The 20,557-nt window shown below is 38.1% G+C and carries 19 protein-coding genes; 14 read left to right on the top strand and 5 right to left on the bottom strand.

Going from position 1 to position 20,557, the window contains the following annotated elements:
• Positions 1-21 precede the first annotated feature (21 nt).
• Entirely contained in the window at positions 22-459 is a 438-nt protein-coding gene (locus tag NXS00_RS00095) for an outer membrane insertion C- signal (RefSeq protein ID WP_258097063.1), read from the bottom strand.
• A gap of 120 nt (positions 460-579) precedes the next feature.
• On the opposite strand from NXS00_RS00095, the gene mnmE reads away from it, so the two are divergent.
• From mnmE to NXS00_RS00065, 6 genes are all read left to right on the top strand, one after another.
• Positions 580-1,938, top strand: a complete 1,359-nt coding sequence (mnmE, locus tag NXS00_RS00090; RefSeq protein WP_258097062.1) for a tRNA uridine-5-carboxymethylaminomethyl(34) synthesis GTPase MnmE — start codon at positions 580-582, stop codon at positions 1,936-1,938.
• A 244-nt stretch (positions 1,939-2,182) separates the two neighbouring features.
• On the top strand, positions 2,183-2,542 hold the full coding sequence (locus NXS00_RS00085; RefSeq protein ID WP_258097061.1) for a helix-turn-helix domain-containing protein: 360 nt from the start codon (positions 2,183-2,185) through the stop codon (positions 2,540-2,542).
• Positions 2,539-3,687 (top strand): tyrosine-type recombinase/integrase, encoded by a 1,149-nt coding sequence (locus NXS00_RS00080; protein ID WP_258097060.1) that lies wholly within the window; start codon positions 2,539-2,541, stop codon positions 3,685-3,687. The genes NXS00_RS00085 and NXS00_RS00080 overlap by 4 nt, the downstream gene beginning before the upstream one ends.
• A gap of 238 nt (positions 3,688-3,925) precedes the next feature.
• On the top strand, positions 3,926-4,900 hold the full coding sequence (locus NXS00_RS00075) for a helix-turn-helix transcriptional regulator (RefSeq protein ID WP_258097059.1): 975 nt from the start codon (positions 3,926-3,928) through the stop codon (positions 4,898-4,900).
• Between the two features lie 30 nt (positions 4,901-4,930).
• Positions 4,931-5,284, top strand: coding sequence for a hypothetical protein (locus NXS00_RS00070; protein ID WP_258097058.1), 354 nt, complete (start codon positions 4,931-4,933; stop codon positions 5,282-5,284).
• 329 nt (positions 5,285-5,613) lie between these two features.
• On the top strand, positions 5,614-5,880 hold the full coding sequence (locus NXS00_RS00065) for a helix-turn-helix domain-containing protein (RefSeq protein WP_258097057.1): 267 nt from the start codon (positions 5,614-5,616) through the stop codon (positions 5,878-5,880).
• A 62-nt stretch (positions 5,881-5,942) separates the two neighbouring features.
• On the opposite strand, the gene NXS00_RS00060 is transcribed toward NXS00_RS00065, so the two are convergent.
• Together NXS00_RS00060 and NXS00_RS00055 are read right to left on the bottom strand one after the other, a co-directional pair.
• The gene (locus tag NXS00_RS00060) at positions 5,943-6,188 is read right to left on the bottom strand and encodes a hypothetical protein (RefSeq protein WP_258097056.1); all 246 of its coding nucleotides are present in this window, start codon (positions 6,186-6,188) and stop codon (positions 5,943-5,945) included.
• 2 nt (positions 6,189-6,190) lie between these two features.
• Positions 6,191-6,328 (bottom strand): hypothetical protein, encoded by a 138-nt coding sequence (locus tag NXS00_RS00055; RefSeq protein WP_258097055.1) that lies wholly within the window; start codon positions 6,326-6,328, stop codon positions 6,191-6,193.
• A 384-nt stretch (positions 6,329-6,712) separates the two neighbouring features.
• On the opposite strand from NXS00_RS00055, the gene NXS00_RS00050 reads away from it, so the two are divergent.
• From NXS00_RS00050 to NXS00_RS00035, 4 genes are all read left to right on the top strand, one after another.
• Positions 6,713-9,001, top strand: coding sequence for a Piwi domain-containing protein (locus NXS00_RS00050; protein ID WP_258097054.1), 2,289 nt, complete (start codon positions 6,713-6,715; stop codon positions 8,999-9,001).
• Positions 8,947-9,885, top strand: coding sequence for a hypothetical protein (locus NXS00_RS00045; RefSeq protein ID WP_258097053.1), 939 nt, complete (start codon positions 8,947-8,949; stop codon positions 9,883-9,885). The genes NXS00_RS00050 and NXS00_RS00045 overlap by 55 nt, the downstream gene beginning before the upstream one ends.
• Positions 9,886-9,982: 97 nt before the next feature.
• Entirely contained in the window at positions 9,983-11,770 is a 1,788-nt protein-coding gene (locus NXS00_RS00040; protein ID WP_258097052.1) for a DUF262 domain-containing protein, read from the top strand.
• 308 nt (positions 11,771-12,078) lie between these two features.
• Positions 12,079-12,219, top strand: coding sequence for a hypothetical protein (locus NXS00_RS00035; RefSeq protein WP_258097051.1), 141 nt, complete (start codon positions 12,079-12,081; stop codon positions 12,217-12,219).
• Between the two features lie 22 nt (positions 12,220-12,241).
• Here the strand turns inward: NXS00_RS00035 and NXS00_RS00030 are convergent, their stop codons facing one another.
• Entirely contained in the window at positions 12,242-12,496 is a 255-nt protein-coding gene (locus NXS00_RS00030; RefSeq protein WP_258097050.1) for a helix-turn-helix domain-containing protein, read from the bottom strand.
• A 379-nt stretch (positions 12,497-12,875) separates the two neighbouring features.
• On the opposite strand from NXS00_RS00030, the gene NXS00_RS00025 reads away from it, so the two are divergent.
• The 4 genes from NXS00_RS00025 to NXS00_RS00010 all read left to right on the top strand — a co-directional run bounded on the left by NXS00_RS00025 (position 12,876) and on the right by NXS00_RS00010 (position 20,146).
• A complete protein-coding gene (locus NXS00_RS00025) occupies positions 12,876-13,232 on the top strand; it encodes a hypothetical protein (protein ID WP_258097049.1) in 357 nt (118 codons plus the stop codon).
• Positions 13,233-14,113: 881 nt separating this feature from the next.
• Entirely contained in the window at positions 14,114-15,454 is a 1,341-nt protein-coding gene (locus NXS00_RS00020) for a TlpA family protein disulfide reductase (protein WP_258097048.1), read from the top strand.
• Between the two features lie 39 nt (positions 15,455-15,493).
• Positions 15,494-18,694, top strand: coding sequence for a SusC/RagA family TonB-linked outer membrane protein (locus NXS00_RS00015; protein ID WP_258097047.1), 3,201 nt, complete (start codon positions 15,494-15,496; stop codon positions 18,692-18,694).
• Between the two features lie 96 nt (positions 18,695-18,790).
• Positions 18,791-20,146, top strand: a complete 1,356-nt coding sequence (locus NXS00_RS00010) for a RagB/SusD family nutrient uptake outer membrane protein (RefSeq protein ID WP_258097046.1) — start codon at positions 18,791-18,793, stop codon at positions 20,144-20,146.
• Between the two features lie 115 nt (positions 20,147-20,261).
• On the opposite strand, the gene NXS00_RS00005 is transcribed toward NXS00_RS00010, so the two are convergent.
• Positions 20,262-20,557 (bottom strand): transposase (locus NXS00_RS00005; protein ID WP_258097045.1); only part of this gene is annotated, 296 nt, incomplete at its 5' end.

Genomic DNA, 20,557 nt, shown 5'->3' with positions numbered 1-20,557 from the left:
TTTTTTGATTCGTTCTAATACTTACTTGAAGACATAACGGACATTGAGTCCGAAATACCCAAAGTACATATCGGTGGTTTCTACAAGTATCAATGCTGGCCTCCAATCTCCACTGATTGATAATGGAATATCCTTAATCTTGTGTGACAAACCCAATTCGGCCATTCCTGCAACCGTAGGATTATCTCCAATAAAAACACTTGGACCTACACCTGCATACCAGTTTAGTGGCAAATCACCCAATGGACGATACAAAAAATCCCACAACACATCCAGACCTAGACCGCCATGTCCAAATGACGCATCTGCATGAATAACGCTATTCTTACTGGTAGAAAACAAAGCGTCTACAGCAACATCACCTCCAGTTACATCCCCGAAACGAATACCAAGTTCTTGTGCATTCGAAAAGCCAACAATACCTAAGGCAAATACAGTGATAAGTAATACTTTTTTCATAAACATTCTGGTTATTAATATTTAGCTACTAATCTAAATTGATTCGATCAATTTTGACCTACTAACTAGCAAATGGTCACATAAGTTTTAACCTTGTTAATGATGCTCTAACTTTGCCGCATGAATTTGGATACGATTGTAGCATTGGCAACACCTCCAGGTGTCGGAGCGATTGGAGTAATTAGAGTTTCTGGTGTCAAAACCATTGAAATTGTTAATTCCGTTTTCAAAGGAAAAGACTTAACATCTGTAGCTAGCCATACCATTCACTTAGGAACCATTCGTGATGGAGAAACCATCGTAGATGAAGTATTGATTTCCATATTCAAAGGTCCAAATTCATATACTAAAGAAGATGTCATTGAAATCTCTTGTCACGGGAGTCAATTCATCATCCAACAACTCATTAAACTACTCCTTAGAAAAGGTGCCAGATTGGCTAAGCCTGGAGAATTTACCCAAAGAGCATTCATCAATGGACGATTCGATCTTGCACAAGCCGAAGCAGTTGCAGACTTGATCGCATCAGAAAATGAATCCATGCACTCAGCGGCAATGAACCAGATGCGTGGTGGATTTTCTCAAGAAATTAAACGATTAAGAGAGGAGTTGATCCACTTTGCTTCGATGATCGAATTAGAACTGGATTTTGCTGAAGAAGATGTGGAGTTTGCTAGTAGAGACGACCTAAAGCAGCTCATCTTCAAACTCAAAACGTTGATCACACGACTTACCGAAAGCTTTACGCTTGGCAATGCCATTAAGAACGGTATTCCAACAGTCATTGCCGGAAAACCAAACGCTGGGAAGTCTACTCTACTCAATGCGCTTTTGAACGAAGAGAAAGCTATTGTATCAGACATACCGGGTACAACAAGAGATGTTATAGAAGATGTGATTAATGTAGATGGCATTGCTTTCCGATTTACGGATACTGCGGGAATCCGAACTACAGAAGACAAAGTGGAAGCAATTGGTGTGGAACGAACCTATGCTAAAATGAAAGATGCTTCTGTCATCATCTATTTGATTGACATGATCAATGATGATTTACACGACATAGAAACACAACTAGCCTATTTGCACGAGTTAGAAGTCCCCTACTTGCTGATTGGCAATAAAATGGATCAAGCTCAACCGGAATTAAAAGAGGCACTGGCAAAGGAAAAGGCTCTGTTCATCTCAGCTAGCCAAAAAGAAAACCTAGAAAACCTAAAAGATGCCTTGAAAGAACTGGTTTCTCTCGACAGTTTCAAAACTGGGAATACCATCGTTACTAACTTGAGACACTATGAGAGCTTAGTGCAAACCAATGACGCTCTGGATAGAGTTATTACGGGTATTGACCATCAGGTAACCAATGACTTTGTAGCTATGGACATCAGAAACGCCCTTCATCACCTAGGTGAACTCACTGGTGAGATCACCACAGATGATTTGCTTGACAACATCTTCAGCAAGTTCTGTATCGGCAAGTAACTTTCCAAACAACTCATAAACACCTCTAAACAAACCTAAATAACAGCCTATATAATCATTTATTGATGTTTTTAGCCTGTTTTTATTTAGCTCATATTCTCGATTTTTAGTAGCCTTTTGTATCTAATTTGTACCTAATTGTTTATCTTTATATAAGGTACAAAAGCGGAGAAATCATGTTACATAATGATACATTAAGATACATATTGATACTCTCCTTTAGTAAAGCTTATAGAGAGATAATATGAGTTCTAATATTTACATCCAGAGAATCTGTCAACATTGCGGCAATGAATTCACAGCACGAACTACCGTAACCAAGTATTGCAGTGACATTTGCGCCAAGAGAGCATACAAGCTGCGCAAGAAAGAAGAGAAAGTTGATCAATCTAACCAGGAGACTTTAGCTATTAAGTCAGCACCTATCAAAGCCATTCAGGAACAAGACTTTCTCAATATCCAGGAAACATGCGAACTACTCGGCATTAGTAGGATGACTTTGTATCGAATGATTAAAGATGGCCGAATTCCTGCTACTAAGATTGGAAGACGCACCATCATTGCCAGAAAGAATATTGATCAACTATTTAATACAGCATCATGAAAGTTACCCTACGCCAAAAGAAGATATCCAAAGGCATGATCAGCCTATACCTCGACTTCTACCCTCCTTTAGTGGATCCGGAAACTCGGAAGTCCACCCGAAGAGAATTCCTCGGAATGCATATCTACGAGAAGCCTAAAAGCCAGATAGAGAAACATCACAATAAGGAAACCAAAATACAAGCTGAGAGCGTTCGATCTGCTAGGCAGCTGGATATCCAACGCAACAACTATGACTTCATCTTCAAAAAAGCCAAACAAGTTGACTTCCTCCAGTTCTTCAAGAAGTTGACAAACAAGAAATGGGAAAGCGAAGGTAACCATGGCAACTGGCTCAGTGCCTATAAGTACCTAGAGAGATATGCTCATGGACAATGTAATACAGGAGATATCAATCAGAATTTCTGCGAAGGATTCAAGGAATTTCTAAAAAATACCACCACACTAAAAAGCAAAGCCAAAAAACTTTCCCAGAATAGCCAGTCTTCCTACTTCAGTAAATTCTCAGTAGCAATAGAAGAAGCATTCAAGAAAGGATACCTTGAGGAAAACTACATGCTGCGCATTGACAGAATTTCCCAGAAAGAAACACAGCGGGAGTTTCTTACTCTTGAAGAGCTGAGAGCGCTCTATGCCACAGAGTGTGAATTACCAGTTCTAAAGCAAGCAGCTATCTTCTCATCCCTTACAGGTCTCCGCTGGAGTGATCTCATCGGGTTAACCTGGAAAGAGATTCAATACTCAGAAATCAACGGCTATTTTATCCGCTTTATCCATGAAAAGACTGATCGGCCCCAAACCCTCAATATTCCCGAACAGGCTGTCAATATTATTGGCTATCCAAAAGAAAAAGAGTTCAAGATTTTTGAAGGTTTAAAATATTCCGCCTGGACTAATCTCAAACTCTCCGAATGGGTAATGCGTGCAGGGATCATTAAGAAAATTACCTTCCACTGTTTCAGGCATACCTATGCCACACTACAACTCTCACTCGGAACCGACATATACACAGTTTCCAAGCTTCTTAATCATAAGAATGTCAAGACTACCCAGATCTATGCTAAAGTGATAGATCAACGTCGAAAAGAAGCAGCTGATAAAATCCCAGAATTAGGAATAAAAAAACCGGACATGAGGATTGCATAGTAGGTTTCCCATCAAACAAAACTGTTAACACTCAAGAAACATTAGCTTAATAATTAAGAAATAATACCGATTTATCAAATTTTATTCCTCATAACGCAAATATGCTGGCAAGTATTTTCAATACTTTAGAAATTTAGTACTCAACCTATTGATTTCATTTCAACCAGCATACAATCACATATTGTGGCAGCCCCTACCAGAAGTGAAATACACTTTTTAGGTTTTAAAAATTAATGCAATGCCGCATAGACTAATATCAGTTTCTTCTCCGAAATACGGAGAAGTCCCTTTAAAACTCGTGCAAGAATCTGAAGATTCCGACCTTACCATTTTAGAAGCTCTACAGCCCTTTGGAAGCATTCGATTTACCATTACCAATCATAAAAAATTCAGACTATGGCATGCCACATATAGAATCACAAAACCAACACGATTAATAATAACAATCAACAGACAATATCTAGGGTTCCTTTTTGCACTGAAAAACAATCCAAACTATAACCTCAAAGGCTTAAGCCCTATGAGTATCCAGGAACATCAATGTGACATATTTTATACACCCTCAATCAATTTCGAGTATAATTTTGATTCCGAAACATACATAGTTTGTGGCTTCAATTTTAGAACTAACTCTTTCATTAAATGGAGCAACCTTTTTGATCCACTAAACACATTAATCTCACACATCTCAGAAAACACAGCATATCGTCTAAAACCATCACCGATTAACACCACCCCCAGAATACTTGTACCTCTCTCCCACATTTTACAATGCGAATTCACAGGCAACAAGAAAACAAAGTTCCTAAGCTTTAAAACCACCGAGCTTACCTTCTATATCCTACAAAATACCATTTCATCAAACGATCATTCAAAACTTGGATCTGCAGAATTTGAATTAATGACACAAGTCAAAGATCATCTACTACGAAATCTCACGAACCCAGGTACGATACATCAAATAGCACTAAATTTTGGCTTGAATGACTTCAAGCTAAAGACATACTTCAAACGAGCATTTGGCACATCAATCTATGCATTCATCCTGGCAGAGCGGCTACAAAAGGCTCAGGCTCTCATTACAGACACAAACACTCCTTTGAAGCAAGTAGCAGAAATAGCCGGATATAGCGACTTATCTGCTTTCTCTAACGCCTTTCATAACAAATTTGGGTATCGACCAAGCACACTACGAAAGAAGCTCGAGAAATAGGATTAACCTAATGAACTAAAAAACTATAAAGTGAATAGAAAAGAATTGGACATCAACCTCAATATCAGCTTAGATCTCAGCAAACCTCAAAAAATTAAAGCCTCAGCTACAACACACATCGATTTACCGAAAGTAGAAACCTCCCTTACAGTAGCTCAGCTCGCATACTTATGTAGAATCTTCCACGACCTGGGATATTTTACAAATGGCACTCAAATAGAAATTCTAAAAGTCATGTCCACCCATTTCGTAACAGCAAACTCCAATGATATTTCACTAAATAGCCTGAGAGCCAAATATTACAGTCCCGATGATATTACTAAACAGAACGTGAAATCCAAAATAATTGAAATTCTTAACCACATCAATCATTCGCGCAAATAATCTAACCTTTCTCACCACCTCTCTTTTAACCACCAAAACATAATCGGGTTTTAAACCCAAACCTCACCTCATACCAAACAGTCAATGAGTCAGGCCTTCTGTAGTCTGTTGACTAACAAGCACTATGTTCATTTACCACATCCACTCTCAGTGCTAGCGACAGACTTCATCACAATATATCCACCCTGCAGACATATGCTTATACTCTCAATCACAAAGAGTTACACAGAGGGTGACGTCACCCCTGCTACTAACATTACATGAAGTATTTGCAAATATTTGTTTTGCCCACCGCAAACTTCACACATTTCTGAACCAACATTTATGCTATGAAACTCAACCTCATGACTTCAGAAGAACTTCTTCATTTCAAATTCGAATTGATCAAAGAAATCAAGCTCATGCTACAGACTCGCTCCAGACACAAACCCCAGTGGCTCAGAAGTCAAGATGTCCAGGAGTTATTGAGTATCAGTGCCGGTACCTTGCACAACCTTAGAGAAAAACGCATCCTCCCCTATTCCAAACTAGAAGGTGTTATCTTCTACGACTATGACGACATCATTGAGGTACTTAAAAGGAATAAGGTTACTTAATCCATTGAATAGGATGCAATCAATCAGAACTAGCGTATTTAGAAGACTCATATAAAAATGAACTAAGTCACACCATCTAGATGGATGTGTTTTACTTCACTTATTGGAAAAGTATATCCAAGTTCCTTTTCATCTTCTATTTTATACCCGGTCACATAATAGAAATCATCCTGTGATTCAATGATAGGTCTCAGAGCCTTCATGGCTGTTACTTTTCCTTCAGGAAAAAAACGATACCCACTGCGTTTGGTTCCATCTTGGAACCAAACAGTAATCTTATAAGCCTTCGTGTAACTCGGGTTTTGCATAATCAGTCACCCTTTTTGTGATCATGCTTTTTTAGCGGAGGATAATCCTTTTTCTTGTCTGGAGTTACCCTTCTACGTTTATCCAAAGAACCATCATCTTTCTTAGGCTTTGGACCAGGTTTAATTGCTAGAATATTCATCACAGTATTGGGTTTTGATTCTCAATAAATTTAAACAATAACAAGATAATTTACACCACTCCTTTTTTTTAGGATTTCCAGTTTCAGAAACAAAACTCCCGCTTTCAGAAAAAAACTTCAAAAATCCAGCTCTTAATCACTTGATTTATTGATCAATAGATAAAGTAGTTATTAATAACCACAATCAATGAACCCTTTCGGTAAATGACAGCACTTAAGACTCTTCACCAACAAAACATAACTATTCCATGATTTAAAAGCACACAACCGTTCTCTGCATAATACTTACACAAATTTTAACCGTGGATTCATACAAACACTTGCAGCTGAATTTTAATAATGATAATTTCATCTCCAATTGCTATAACATTCAAACCCCCATTAATGATATTAAATTACTTCCCTATTACTTTCGATTTAGAGAATTATCAGATATTTTCTGTATCATACAGCGAAGAGCGACTTTCTGAACTAAGAAAAAAACACAACTCAACACATTCATTTTTTAGAAATGGTGACCATATATACATATCCAATAAAGAAGGTCAGGAAGACTCTGAATTAGGTATACCTGTTGAAAAAAACCTTTATGACGATGATTCAATTACATCTTCATTAATAAAGCATATTTTTTTTCGAACCTTCAAGGATAGATTTCCAGACAGAACACCAATAGATTTTTATCCTTTCAGATTTTTTTCTGAAAAACCTGAAGATGATATTATAAATTCTCTTCTTCCAGATGACTTAAAGAACAAAATTGCTTATAAAAAAATGATAGAGCTCCAGCTGCGCAAAACAGAAATAGCTGGAAAAACCCGGTTCGGGTTTATAGTTAACCTTAAAAGTAACTGGATTCTCAATATTAATTGTGAGACAATGTACGATGAAGGGTTCGACTTACTCGGCATGGATATCCTACATGTAGAAATACTTCCCGGATTACAAAACATTCTCGCACCAAATGAAGAATATATAGGCACTATTCATGAAATAGAGGGCAAAGAGGCTATGGTTTTCACCAATGATGGATTACAAAAGTACCCATTAAACAAGCTCATTCTAAAAAAAACCCATTTCAATATTTCTAGTTATCTAAGCTTTAAGTTATCAGAATCTTCAAGTTCAAAAATATTCAATGAGGTAAGAAACAAAAGGAGAATTAGTCTAGATGCCCAGAGCTTAAATATGGAATTCATCAAAATTGCAAGAGCGCTATTTACAGACAAAAGAGTTCCTATTCTATTTCAAAATCAAGACGGATTCTGTTTTCATGTCTCTGAGGATCCGCTCGCTGTATCTAATACAATCGAGATTAAAACGCCAACTTTCATATATGATCCTGCAGCAACTAAGACTCGAAATGATTACCCTGATATGGGCCTAAATAATTATGGGCCATACGACAGTATAACATTTGACATTAAATCACCTAAAGTATTGGCAATATGCTCAGGATCATTAAGAGGTCAATTCACCAATTTCCTATCTAATCTACGTGATGGACTTCCTTCATCAAAATGGTTCCAAAAGGGTTTACAAAAGAAGTATGACCTTCAAGATGTTCAGTTTGATATTAAAGAATTAGACAGTTATAATTTTGAGGCTTATCTGGAGATCATTAGAAACTATGAGGAAAGTCGACCTGATCTTGCCATAATTGAAATCCCAGATAACTTTAAAAAGCTAGATAACCAATCTAACCCTTATTATAAAATCAAAGCGAAGTTTCTGTCGTTGGAAATACCAGTTCAATTTATCACTACTGGCTTAATTAAAAATCACGATGAGTATAAGCTCAACTCTATAGCACTACAGCTATATGCAAAACTTGGTGGAACACCTTGGGTCTTACCTTCTCAACGTTCAGTTGATAGAGAAATAGTTATAGGTATAGGACATAGCTGGATCAGAAATAATGAATTCAAAGGCTCTGACAAAAATAGAGTCGTTGGTATTACTACTTTTTTATCTGGAGATGGTCAATACTTATTAGGTGATCGAATAAAAGATGTCCCATTCGAAGAGTATTTTCAAGAGCTACTAAAAAGCCTTAAAAATTCAATAATAAGATTATCCAAAGAACAAGCTTGGAACAACGGTGACACACTTAGACTTATATTTCATATTTTCAAGCCAATTAAGAATACTGAATTTGATGTTATTGCACTTTTAATTTCGGAATTCCCTGAGTACAACATCAAGTTTGCTTTTGTTAGCATCAGTGAACACCACCCTTTTATCCTTTTCGATCCTAGTCAAAACGGAATCAATCAATATGGAAAAGGATTGAAAGGACAATTTATACCAAATAGAGGCAGTATAGTTTTTATTGATTCGCAAACTGCCATAATTCAAATGCTTGGAGCAAAAGAGTTAAAAACTTCCAAGCAAGGGATGAGCAATCCTATTCAAATTAAGATTAGAACTCCTCAAGGCAATCATGATAATAAAGAATTAAATAATATGCTTTTTTATGACTTGAGCTATATCTGTCAACAAGTATTCTCTTTCACATACCTATCCTGGCGTAGCTTTCTTCCAGGAGAAAGACCTGCAACCATGTTATATTCAAATCTCATTTCCAGGTTATTGAGCAAAATGAGAAACATCCCTGGATGGGATCCAGACAAATTGAACTATTCAATGAAAAGAAAGAAATGGTTTCTTTAGAAGAAAGATCAAATTACATTTTATATGTAAAAGAAAGGCCTAAGCTTAAAGCTTTCTATAGTTTGTTATACACAAAGCAATTAATAATAAATCATGATGCCAGACATAATGAAACCGAAATAATCTATTATGATTTGTTATCATCGCTCCTCGAAAAGGACAAAAATCAGTTCAACAAGTCCTATAACATAATTAGTAAACGCCAACCTTCTCGAGATTCTATTTCCCCCTTTGTCCATGATGATTTTCTAATTTTCATATTGATTCTAGGCATTAAAATTTACAACATAAACCGTGATTGGATAACAAACATCATAAATATTCGAAATAGGAATCCCATAACTATAACTTTTGAAAACATATTAAATGACAATTTCGCAAGTACTAGTAATTGTTCTGAAGTCATTGTATCATTTCTTAAGCTGTATAATACTTCCTTCCTCAGCCATGAATTATTAAATAAAAGCTATGATAATTTGATCAGTAATGATACTCTATTAGAAGAGCAAAATGACATATTGATATTATGCTCACTAAGAGCATTTGATACAATTATTGAAATGTCCAAACCTGCTAACGGAAGTGAAATTGAATTTCTAAAGAACTTTGAAAGTAAATTTATAAATCGTCTCAAAATCCTATCTCTGATTTTATACAATGCCACTATGTTGGGGCTATTATTTTTAGTTTCAAAACTCATCAGTCAGTTACCAAATAATATATTAGATCAGTTAAAACAATACAATCTGATCATTGGCACCATCGGAGCTGGAATATTAAGCAGTAATTTTTTTAAAGCTGTAAGGCATAAAATAACATCTTTTATAGGACTATTACTCGGTTATAATTCTGAAAAAATAGAATCGATTAGGAATGACAATTAAATACTTAATTACCTACTAATCAATAATTCTTCGAAAGATCATTTTCGAATCGAGAAATTGCAAAACGAAATTAAATCATCAACTATAATTACAAACAATGATAGAAGTATCTGGCAATCAGATAGCCACAAATAAAATTCAAATCAAAGACGTATTTGCCGACGACATGTGGTATTCTATACCAGGTTATCAAAGACCATATGTTTGGGGTGAAGATGAAATAATCACACTATTGGATGACATTGCTTATGCAGCCCAAAACCAGCCTGAAAATCAATATTTTCTTGGGTCAATGGTACTTCATTGTGACAAGCAAATTCAAAATGATACAGAATTCCAAGAGAATATAGTCTTAGATGGACAACAGCGACTTACAACATTGTATCTTATTCACTCTGTTATCAGAGACAGAACGAATAATAAAACACGTCACAAGACATGTCACAATGCTATATTTCAAGAAGGGAATGAAGATTATGGAATCCCGGAAAAAATGAGACTGGAATTTGCCGTTCGCCAAGAAGTAAGTGATTTCATGAATCAGTTTATCGTAGCGGAAGGTGGTACTCAGAAGCTATCAGAGATAATTAACTTCTCATCTGAATCGAACAATGTTTCTATAAGAAATATTGGTGAAGCTTTAAGAATTATTAATCAATGGTTTGATAATGAAAATAACTTATCAATGGATTTATTATTTCCATTTCTAAGTATGAAAGTCATTTTAATCTATGTTGCAAGTGCAGAATTGGATGATGCATTCAGACTTTTCACCATTCTAAATGATCGTGGAATTAAATTACGAAATAGTGACATTCTAAAAGCTCAAAATTTACGAGAAGTATCAAATGAAATAAAGGAAAAGAAATACGCAAGATTCTGGGAAGAATTAGAAGGTGATTTAGAAGAGGATTTTGATCAATTCTTATCCTACATCAGAACCATTATTGTAAAAGAAAAAGCACGAGTCAATCTTCTGAAAGAATTTCAAGATAATATCTACACACCTTCCTCTTATGATAAGACAACCAAAACAAGAACATCACTGCCACCTCTATTAAAAAAAGGAGAAGAAACATTTGAATTAATATCAAGGTACAAAAAACACTATGATGAAATATTCAGTGGTAACAATTTTGACATTTCAAACAATCATGCTTTTGATAATTTAATAAAAATTTTAGAAGACACTGCTGCATCAGATATATGGATACCTCCACTTTTATCCTATCGTGAGCATTTCGGAAAGGAAAAACTATTTGATTTTTTAAAATTACTTGACAATAAATTTTCAGGAGATTGGATCAGCCGTGAAACACCGACAACCAGAATTGAGAACATGAATGACATACTTAAGAAAATTGAATATCACTACAAAGCCGAAATAACTAAATCAGAACAAATCGATAATTTACTTAATGATGAAGTATTTAAAATCAACCTTAATTACTTCATGGCAATTGTTGATGATTCTAAAGTATACAAGAAGAAATTTGATAGATATTTATTAAGAAAAGTTGATTATCTATTAGATGCACCAAGATATAGTGAAAAACGCATTTCCTATTCTACTATGTCAGTTGAACATATTCTTCCTCAAAACCCACGAGAAGATAGCCAATGGCTTACTCATTTCGATGAAGAAACCAGGACTGACTGGACAAACGCATTAGGTAATTTGGTCCTTATTAGTAGAAGAAAGAATTCTAGTCAAGGTAGGCTAGATTTTCAAGACAAAAAATTCAGATATTTCAAATCCTGCATAGAGACCTTTCCTAATTCATTAAAAGTTTTATCGAAAAATCAATGGACATTTGATGAATTGCAAGATCATCACAACGAGATATATGACTTAATAAATGATTATTATCAGATAAATTCATAATAAATTCGTTAACCGCATTAACTTCTCATGTTACATAATCGCTTCAGTCGTTTCGTATACCTATTCTCTTCCATTATCGAAGAGTAACTATAAATTGAATATTAAAATTGAAGAAGGACTCGGGAGATTTTAATGAATAAAAACAGACCTAAAAGGCATTGATACCAGGTTTGCAACTAAATTTCTTTTAATATCCCTCTTAGAGAAAAACAAATCTAAGTACATCGCACGTATGTGCAACACATCTTATCTAGCCATCCCCTCCTCTCCATTTTCATTATATTACAGTTAACTAAAAATAAAGGACTATGGAAACACCAGAATCATTACAGTGGTATCACATTCCTGTTATTATTGTGATTATTGTCGGAGGACTCTGGCTCAGAATGAAAATTGATGAAAAGCTCGGACGGTTTAATCATCGAAGGAATAAACGTAAGAAGTACTAAGCTTGCTCAATAGATTATTCAATTAGATTGTAAAATCAAACTCATAATTAATCAACTCCATTGGGTGAACCTTTAATCCTCTTGCTAATTCAAATAGTGTAGTAAGGTTAAGATTTGATTTCTCATTGATTTCAAGCTGACTAATTTTAGTATGCTTCACATCACATCTGGTTGATAATTCTCTTTGACTAAGACCTTGTTCTTCACGTAGTTCTCTTAATTTTTTACGAAATGGTTTTAATCTGTCTTCGTCACGTTGGTTCAATCTTGCTGCCATAAAGGCAAGCTGAAAAAATTGATTAAAAAATATGTACCCATTTCATGGTACAAATAACTGAAATTTATATATTTGGGTTAAACGTTTTCAGTTAAGTATTACTTTCAATAAAGTACTGATTACATACTTTTGTAAATACTTCAAGTCACTAAGTGACTTATGAGCATTTGCAACTATTAGTCTCGTTCTAGAAAACTGGTAATTTAAAAGGACTCGGGATGAAATAGGTGTAATAGCTCACGCCGATAAAATTGGCGTGGGCTCACTTATTCGTGTCCTGGTATACCAGTACCTCTAGAACGATAAGTTGAGTTCCACGCCATCCTTTTTTAAGGCGTGTTCTTTTCTTATCCTTCGGAGACTTTCCATATAGATCACAATGCATTGGAAAGTGCCTACATATCGTCCACTCACACAGCTTAGACCAGATCTCAGCTTCAGCGTCCTACTTCAGGAAGGCCACTTCATGCATGGTGCAATTAATTCATTCCTTAATTTCGGAAGAGAAATCCTGTCACTAATCTCCGGTCACAGACACACCGATCACTGGCCAACCGATTACCGATCTACCGGCGTACCGATTACTGACACACCGGTTACTGATCACCAATCAGCTGTGGACTATGGACTGACTGATCGATTATTGACTACCCTGTACGATGTACCCTTTACAATGTACTCAGTACTCACTTCCAAGGAAATCCTCTTCCCCCTCAAACCCAAAAACCCAGTCTGATATTAAAAAAGGATCACCCTTGAAGGTATTTTGAAAAAGAGGACCGGCCTTGAAATCAATTGAGTAAACAAGTAGATAGGCCTGGCCTTGCTCAAAAGGTGTCAGAAAATTGAAGGGACAACGGTTAAAAAAGCTATACTGTCTGACCGTAGGGAATTTATAGATTTTCAGTTGGCCTGCCCAATTTTTAGCCTTTTGTGCACAGCCTTGATCTTTTGGTTCTTTTGTATCAAGGCAAAAGAACAGTAACGATCCTCTTCAAAACACATCCCCAAATCCTTGAATCATCAATCAGCTATCGACCTAGTGACTTGCGGCATTTTCACTTAAGGTCAACAAGCAGACAGGGAGAGCCATGCCTTTACTTTTCTATGGAAAAGCAAGGCGGGGAGTGTACTTCTCCTCCTTCGAAGATTGCGCAACGACAGTGGTGCCTGTAAGACGGAGGAAGTAATAAATGCTTTTGAGCATCACAGGATAACTACGCCCAATTCAATGTATAACATAAGACAATAACAATATGAAAAAATCAAGACATAAATCCCCCACCAGAAACACACCCAAAAGGAACTTAATGAAATAAAGTTTTGCCTGCCTTAAAGACTAAAAAAGGACCGGCCTTAAGAAATTAGGAAATTAAGGATCGGCCTTGAAATCAATGCGATTAGTAGAACCAACTATGAAGCGGTGAAGAAAGGTTTAGTGTTTGAACGAAGTGAGTTTAAACATTTCTAGCGGAGGAGTTGGGTATACCGCAGTTGATTTCACAGCCTTGACTTTTGCTCCACTTTTTGTCAAGAAAAAGTGGAAAGGAAGATTGCTCTATTAGTATCACAAAGCTTTTGCAGTAGCGACAAAAACAGAATACAACTACCAAACACATGAAAAACCTCATACCAATCATCATCACCTTCTCAACCTTCAGCATACTTACACTAGCTACAGTAGCCTTCCAGTCCCTGCATGACTCCCCTACTGCTGAGCCATATCCACTCACCGTAGGAGACCCAATACCTCCCATCAGCACTACTATTAGTATCAACGCACAAACCAACAAAGACATCCTAAAGACCTCTAGCAACAAGTTGATGATACTACAGTTCATCAACACACATTGTGGCACTTGTCGTCAATCCATCCCTCACCTCGAGAAACTACAAAGCAAGTTTCCAGATAGCCTCACCATCATACTCGCCACACGTCAGCAAGCAGCTCCGGTACAGGACAAAGCACTAAAATACAATTGGACATTACCAATCATTACAGAAGACACCACACTCAACAGACTATTCCCCTATCGTGCCGTACCACATCAGGTTTGGATCAAAGACCATAAGGTCATTGCCATTACCAACTGGGAGTATGCCAATGAGACAAACATTCAAACGGTACTTTCCGGACAAACCCTATTATCTCCACTCAAACACGAAGAGGACATAGATCTATACCAACCATTACTACAAATGCCTGGCGCCACCCCACTCTATCAGTCCGCTATTACGGGTCCACTTCCCAACGGACTCCAGGGTATCAAAAGAACAGACCACTCCTACCTGCTATATAATTATTCAGCCTTAGCGTTGTATGAACATGCATTTAACCTACCTACTTTTCCTTCAGGTGCTTATTCCAGAGTTCAGCTAAATGACTCCCTCAAATTTCTCCTCTGTGGGCCTTCTCAAAAGAATACAGGCCTGTTCCATTTAGATCAGCAAGCTATTAGTTGGAAACAAAAGCACAATTTCTGTTACAACATCGTCTATCCCGACAGTAGCAAAATCTCCACTACCCAGTACTGTCAGCAGATGCGTGCTGACCTTAATGCTTTCTTCAATAGCTATTGGGGCATTATGGGAGAAATACAAACGATACTGACAGAAGCACTAGTACTGGAGCAAGTAAGCAATGGTAAAGAATGGCGTGCAGATCAAAGCACTATTGTTCCTGAGGATAAAGAAGCCAAATATCAGCTCATCAATAAATCCATTAAACTCTTTATTTCCAACACTGCATTCTACCACAGACACCTCAAGCTTCCAGTTGTCAACAATACAGGATATGAAGGCAATATCAATTTATCCCTCGATTCAGGTCTCACAGATCTTCATGAACTCAATAAAGCCTTGGAACCTTACGGCCTCAAATGGTCCATCAAAAAGACCAATGTCGAACTGTTGATGATCAAAAAAGCAACAGCCAATGACCCATATACCCAATTCTAACTACCCTGCACTAAATACTCAATTCTAAACACTATAAACATGAAACACTTACTACTATTCTTCAATTGCACACTTTGGCTAGCCATCACAGCACACGGCCAAACCAACACCACCATATTACGTGGTGTCGTCACATCCGAAACAGATGGTCAGCCACTCCCGGGAGTCAATGTCATTATTAAGGGGACACCCAATGGTGTCATTACAGACTACAACGGTGAGTACAGCCTGTCTTGTCCCGATCAATCCACCATTTCATTCTCATACATTGGATATGAAACCATCACCATAGAGCGTAATGGACGCACCACACTACACATTCAGCTAAAAGAAAACATAGAGCTGCTTAGTGGCGTGGAAATCTACTCTACAGGGTACCAGGAAATACCCCTCGATAGAGCAACAGGCTCATTCGAGCACATCGACCAGGAACTTATCCAGAGATCCACTGGCACAGACATCATCAGCAGGTTAGAAAACGTCACCAGTGGCTTACAGTTTGATAAAAGACTCGCAGGTGATACATATGGAGACACTTATAGAAACCTACGCATACGAGGCATCTCCAGTATCGATTCAGACAACAGTCCACTAATTGTGGTAGACAATTTTCCATACGAGGGTGACATCAACAGCATCAACCCCAATACAATTGATCACATCACCGTACTGAAAGATGCTGCTGCAGCTTCAATCTGGGGAGCCAGAGCTGCCAATGGTGTCATTGTGATCACCACCAAAAAAGGTCAGACAAACCAACCCATGAAAATCAGCCTGAATAGTAATATCACTTGGGTGCAACAACCTGACTTCCACTACACCCCAGACTTCCTCCCATCCAAAGACTTCATCGAAGTAGAACAAACCCTCTTCGATAGAGGCTACTATGACAGCAAAGCAAACAGCTATCGCCAGTATCCCCTGTCTCCAGCAGTAGAATTGATGCTAAGTCACCGAGATGGCAGTTTATCGGATCAGGAGCTAGATGCACAACTCTATAATTTGAGTCAGTTCGACGTTAGAGATCAGGCAGAAAAATACTTCTATCGCCCAGCCATCTATCAGCAATACGCCCTGAGCCTTCAGGGAGGCACCAGTAAACACACCTACTTCATCGCAGGAGGATATGATCACAATGCACTTTCCATAGATGGCAATAACAAAGAGCGATTCACACTCAATGTCAATAATAGCATTCGCCCCATTGAGGCACTAAACGTAGCTGCTGCCATCAACATCAATCACAATCAGCAAACATCCAATGGACTAAGATGGGGCAATATAGAAACCAAATACCCATACAATCATTTTGTCGATGATCAGGGAAATTGGTCTTCAGTGGTTAATGATATCAGGTTAACTTATGCAGCACTGGCTACAGAGGAAGGACTGTTAGACTGGAGCTATCGACCCATGCAGGAAAAACACCTCAATGATGTTTCTGGTCAAAATACAGAATACCGAATTGACCTCAATACCGATTACAGCTTTACTCCCGAACTGTCCGTTGGAATCAAATACCAGTATCAGCAGATTCAGGGTACAGATGAACAAATACTAGACAAAGACAGCTACGCCGTTCGCAGTAGAGTAAACAGGTACACCCAGGCAGATGGATCCAGAGTGTTCCCTTATGGTGCCATTCGGAGCAACGAGTTTTCTCAGCAAGCAGCACAAGCCCTTAGATCACAAATTTCCTACAACAAACGTATTGCCAAACATAGAATCACAGCACTAGCCGGCGCTGAAGCCAGGAATATAAAACAAACCCAGCAGGGTTTGCAAGTCTATGGCTATGATGAAGAGACACTCATTTTCAGCACAGACCTGGACTACACCACGCGCTATCCACTGAAGCCAGCTGGATCGCTTTGGATCACCCCTCCTGCCAACTACTTTGGAGAAACATTAGATCGATACATATCATACTTTGCCAATACCTCCTACATGCTCAAAGACACCTATGGACTCTCTGCAAGTGTCCGATGGGACGCTTCCAATCTCTTCGGTGTGAAAACCAATCAAAAAGGAGTACCTCTTTGGTCGGCAGGTGCCAGCTGGAACATAAGTAATGAAACCTTTTATAATGTAAACTGGCTTCCATACTTGCGTCTTCGCACCACTTATGGTTACAATGGCAACATCAACAAATCGCTAACGGCTTATCCTACTGCTTCCTATACTGTAGACAATATCACCAATCTGCCCAAAGCTATCCTTAGAAGCCCAGGCAACCCACAGTTAAGATGGGAAAGAGTCAGCATGGTCAATGTTGGAGTTGATTTTGAAACCAATGACCAACGAGTTGCAGGTAGTTTTGAGTACTACGATAAGTTTGGTACAGACATGATCGCAGATACACCTATAGATCCTACCACTGGCTTTCTGGATCCATACAAAACCAATTTTGCAGAGACAAGAACATCAGGGTTCGATATTCAGATTCATACACGCAATACTATCAACGACTGGAAATGGTCTACTGACATATTATGTTCTTACACCTCCAATAAAATACGCAAAGCCTATCCAGATGCCATTACCAGTTCCAGTCTCATCAGCAGACTCACACTCAACACAGCTATCATTCCTATAGATGGCAATTCCATCGATGGAATCTACAGCCTACCTTGGGTTGGTTTAAATCCTGACAATGGCAATCCTCAGGTTATCATTGAAGGACAGCAATCCGAAGAATACCGTGATTACATACAAAACCTCCAGTTAGAAGACCTCATCTATAATGGACCTTCAGTGGCTCCTATTTTCGGGGCTATTAGAAACAACCTGTCTTGGAAAAACATCGGCATTAGTTTCAACGTCTCTTGGAAGTCAGGGTACTATTTCAGACGCTCAGGCATCAATTATTACGACCTTTTTGAAAGTGCGGCAGGTCATAAGGAATACGTCAACAGGTGGCAAAACCCTGGAGACGAAGCTCACACGCAAGTACCATCAATGCCAGAAATCGTCGATTTTAATCGCGACCTGATATATAATGCCTCTGAAATTCTCGTGGAACCAGGTGATCACATAAGATTAGAAGATATAAACCTGAGCTATGCTTTGACACAACTGAACACTCCCAAACTACCATTCTCAGAACTTAGAGTCTTTTGCTACGCTCGAAACTTGGGTATCCTTTGGCAAGCCAGCAAATCAGGCCTTGACCCAGATTATCCCAATGCATCTTATCGCTCACCAAGATCATATTCCATCGGCCTAAATGCTACCTTCTAATCATCTTAGTCTTCTCCCTCGATTCGGGGGAGATGTCCGCAGGACAGAGGGGGACTCTAACCTAAAACCCAGAACCTAAAACATAAAACATAAAACATGAAATCAATAAAAATCACATACATCATACTACTCTTCATCCTGACTTCCTGTGCAGAAGACTGGCTAGATATCAAGAATGATAAGCAATTAGTTGTTCCATCTACTCTTCAGGATTTACAAGCACTATTGGATAATACAGAAGTTATGAATTTCTCTTCAACTCCAGCTTTAGGTGTGATATGCAATACAGACTACTACCTCACTGATCAGGAGTGGCAGACACTTGCAAACCCAACCTATAGAAACGGGTATATCTGGGCAGAAGACATATACCAGGGTGAAACCTGCTATAGTTGGAACTTTCCTTATGAGGTCATTCTTTATGCAAACCTTGCGTTGGAAGGACTTAATAAAATTAATCCCAGCGATGCTTCACAATCTGAATGGAACCAAATCAAAGGACAAGCTCTATTCTATAGAAGCTGGACTTTCTTCCAGTTGGCTCAAGTCTTTTGTAAACCATACAATGCAAACACTGCAGCCACAGATTTGGGCATACCCCTAAAATTACACTCAGACATTAGTATTACCACTACCAGGTCTACTGTCCAGCAAACATATGACCAGATACTTCATGACCTCCAGCAATCCCTACCTCTGCTTCCTGAATCACCAGATATTGCTACCAGACCAGGTAAGGCCGCTGCTCATGCGCTATTAGCAAAGACACACCTCCAGATGTCCAATTACCAATTAGCTTTGAATGAAGCAGAGGAGTGTTTAAAGATCAAGAACGAACTAATAGATTACAATACACTAGACAGTACAGCTAACTATCCCTTCGAGCGTATGAATTCAGAAGTGATCTATCAGTCTACCATGGCACCTACTTATGCTTTGTTGTCTGCGGGGCAAGTGGACAGTACACTATTCCAGAGTTATCAGACAGATGACCTCCGAAGGGTAATGTATTTTAGAAACGAAGAAAACCGAATCAACTTTAAAGGCACCTATGATGCATCCACAAGGCAGTTCAGTGGCATTGCCGTAGATGAAGTCATTCTCATTAAGGCCGAATGTTTGGCAAGGTTAAACCAACCATCTGAAGCAATTAATAGTTTAAACCAGCTTTTAGCCAAACGATGGAAAAGCAACAAATTTATTCCTTATCACACAGCAGAAGTAAATCAAGCTTTGAACGTCATTTTAGAGGAAAGACACAAGTCATTAATCTTTCGAGGCATTAGGTGGATGGATCTCAGGCGTCTGGGTAGTGACCCCAATCGGGCAGTAACGCTTACCCGACAATTGGAAGATAAAACATACACATTACCTCCATTACATTCCAGATATACCTTGCCGATTCCAGATGAAGTCATCGAAATCTCAGGAATACAGCAAAATGTGAGGTAAAAAGAAAGAGGCCGTCTCAAAAGTATTTGAGTCGGTCTTTTTGTTTTGAGAGGTTCAAGATTGGATTCATCAGGATATTATGAGATTTTTAGATTTGAGCAAATGCTTCTTAGCATCAAGCAGCCTTCTTGGCCAGGTTGTGAGCTATAGCGAGTAACCCTGCCTCTATTTCTACCTTATCGGTGCCTTTGAGCATAAACCTTCGGAAGCCTCGATTGTGTTTAATTGCTGCAAAGACAGCCTCAACATCCCAAGGTCTTTTGGATCTATGAGCCAATCCTTGTTCAGAGAATAAGTTTTGCCTCACGTTCTGCTTATGCCTCCTGAGGTTATGATTAATTTCAACGATTCGATTGCCTTTACTCTTGTGACAAGAGCCTCTCAAAGAACATCCATTGCAGTTTTTAGTCT

Origin of the sequence: Marinoscillum pacificum (assembly GCF_024714495.1) — a bacterium.
Classification (GTDB): domain Bacteria; phylum Bacteroidota; class Bacteroidia; order Cytophagales; family Cyclobacteriaceae; genus Marinoscillum; species Marinoscillum pacificum.
Note: the sequence above shows the minus strand (reverse complement) of the source record. Positions and strands in the feature narration are given on the sequence as shown.

What these genes read in the sequence shown, in the direction of transcription:
- NXS00_RS00095 (WP_258097063.1), bottom strand. Translation starts at nt 459, where the DNA reads ATGAAAAAAGTATTACTTATCACTGTATTTGCCTTAGGTATTGTTGGC.
- mnmE (WP_258097062.1), top strand. Translation starts at nt 580, where the DNA reads ATGAATTTGGATACGATTGTAGCATTGGCAACACCTCCAGGTGTCGGA.
- NXS00_RS00085 (WP_258097061.1), top strand. Translation starts at nt 2,183, where the DNA reads ATGAGTTCTAATATTTACATCCAGAGAATCTGTCAACATTGCGGCAAT.
- NXS00_RS00080 (WP_258097060.1), top strand. Translation starts at nt 2,539, where the DNA reads ATGAAAGTTACCCTACGCCAAAAGAAGATATCCAAAGGCATGATCAGC.
- NXS00_RS00075 (WP_258097059.1), top strand. Translation starts at nt 3,926, where the DNA reads ATGCCGCATAGACTAATATCAGTTTCTTCTCCGAAATACGGAGAAGTC.
- NXS00_RS00065 (WP_258097057.1), top strand. Translation starts at nt 5,614, where the DNA reads ATGAAACTCAACCTCATGACTTCAGAAGAACTTCTTCATTTCAAATTC.
- NXS00_RS00060 (WP_258097056.1), bottom strand. Translation starts at nt 6,188, where the DNA reads ATGCAAAACCCGAGTTACACGAAGGCTTATAAGATTACTGTTTGGTTC.
- NXS00_RS00055 (WP_258097055.1), bottom strand. Translation starts at nt 6,328, where the DNA reads ATGAATATTCTAGCAATTAAACCTGGTCCAAAGCCTAAGAAAGATGAT.
- NXS00_RS00050 (WP_258097054.1), top strand. Translation starts at nt 6,713, where the DNA reads ATGATATTAAATTACTTCCCTATTACTTTCGATTTAGAGAATTATCAG.
- NXS00_RS00045 (WP_258097053.1), top strand. Translation starts at nt 8,947, where the DNA reads ATGGGATCCAGACAAATTGAACTATTCAATGAAAAGAAAGAAATGGTT.
- NXS00_RS00040 (WP_258097052.1), top strand. Translation starts at nt 9,983, where the DNA reads ATGATAGAAGTATCTGGCAATCAGATAGCCACAAATAAAATTCAAATC.
- NXS00_RS00035 (WP_258097051.1), top strand. Translation starts at nt 12,079, where the DNA reads ATGGAAACACCAGAATCATTACAGTGGTATCACATTCCTGTTATTATT.
- NXS00_RS00030 (WP_258097050.1), bottom strand. Translation starts at nt 12,496, where the DNA reads ATGGCAGCAAGATTGAACCAACGTGACGAAGACAGATTAAAACCATTT.
- NXS00_RS00025 (WP_258097049.1), top strand. Translation starts at nt 12,876, where the DNA reads ATGCATTGGAAAGTGCCTACATATCGTCCACTCACACAGCTTAGACCA.
- NXS00_RS00020 (WP_258097048.1), top strand. Translation starts at nt 14,114, where the DNA reads ATGAAAAACCTCATACCAATCATCATCACCTTCTCAACCTTCAGCATA.
- NXS00_RS00015 (WP_258097047.1), top strand. Translation starts at nt 15,494, where the DNA reads ATGAAACACTTACTACTATTCTTCAATTGCACACTTTGGCTAGCCATC.
- NXS00_RS00010 (WP_258097046.1), top strand. Translation starts at nt 18,791, where the DNA reads ATGAAATCAATAAAAATCACATACATCATACTACTCTTCATCCTGACT.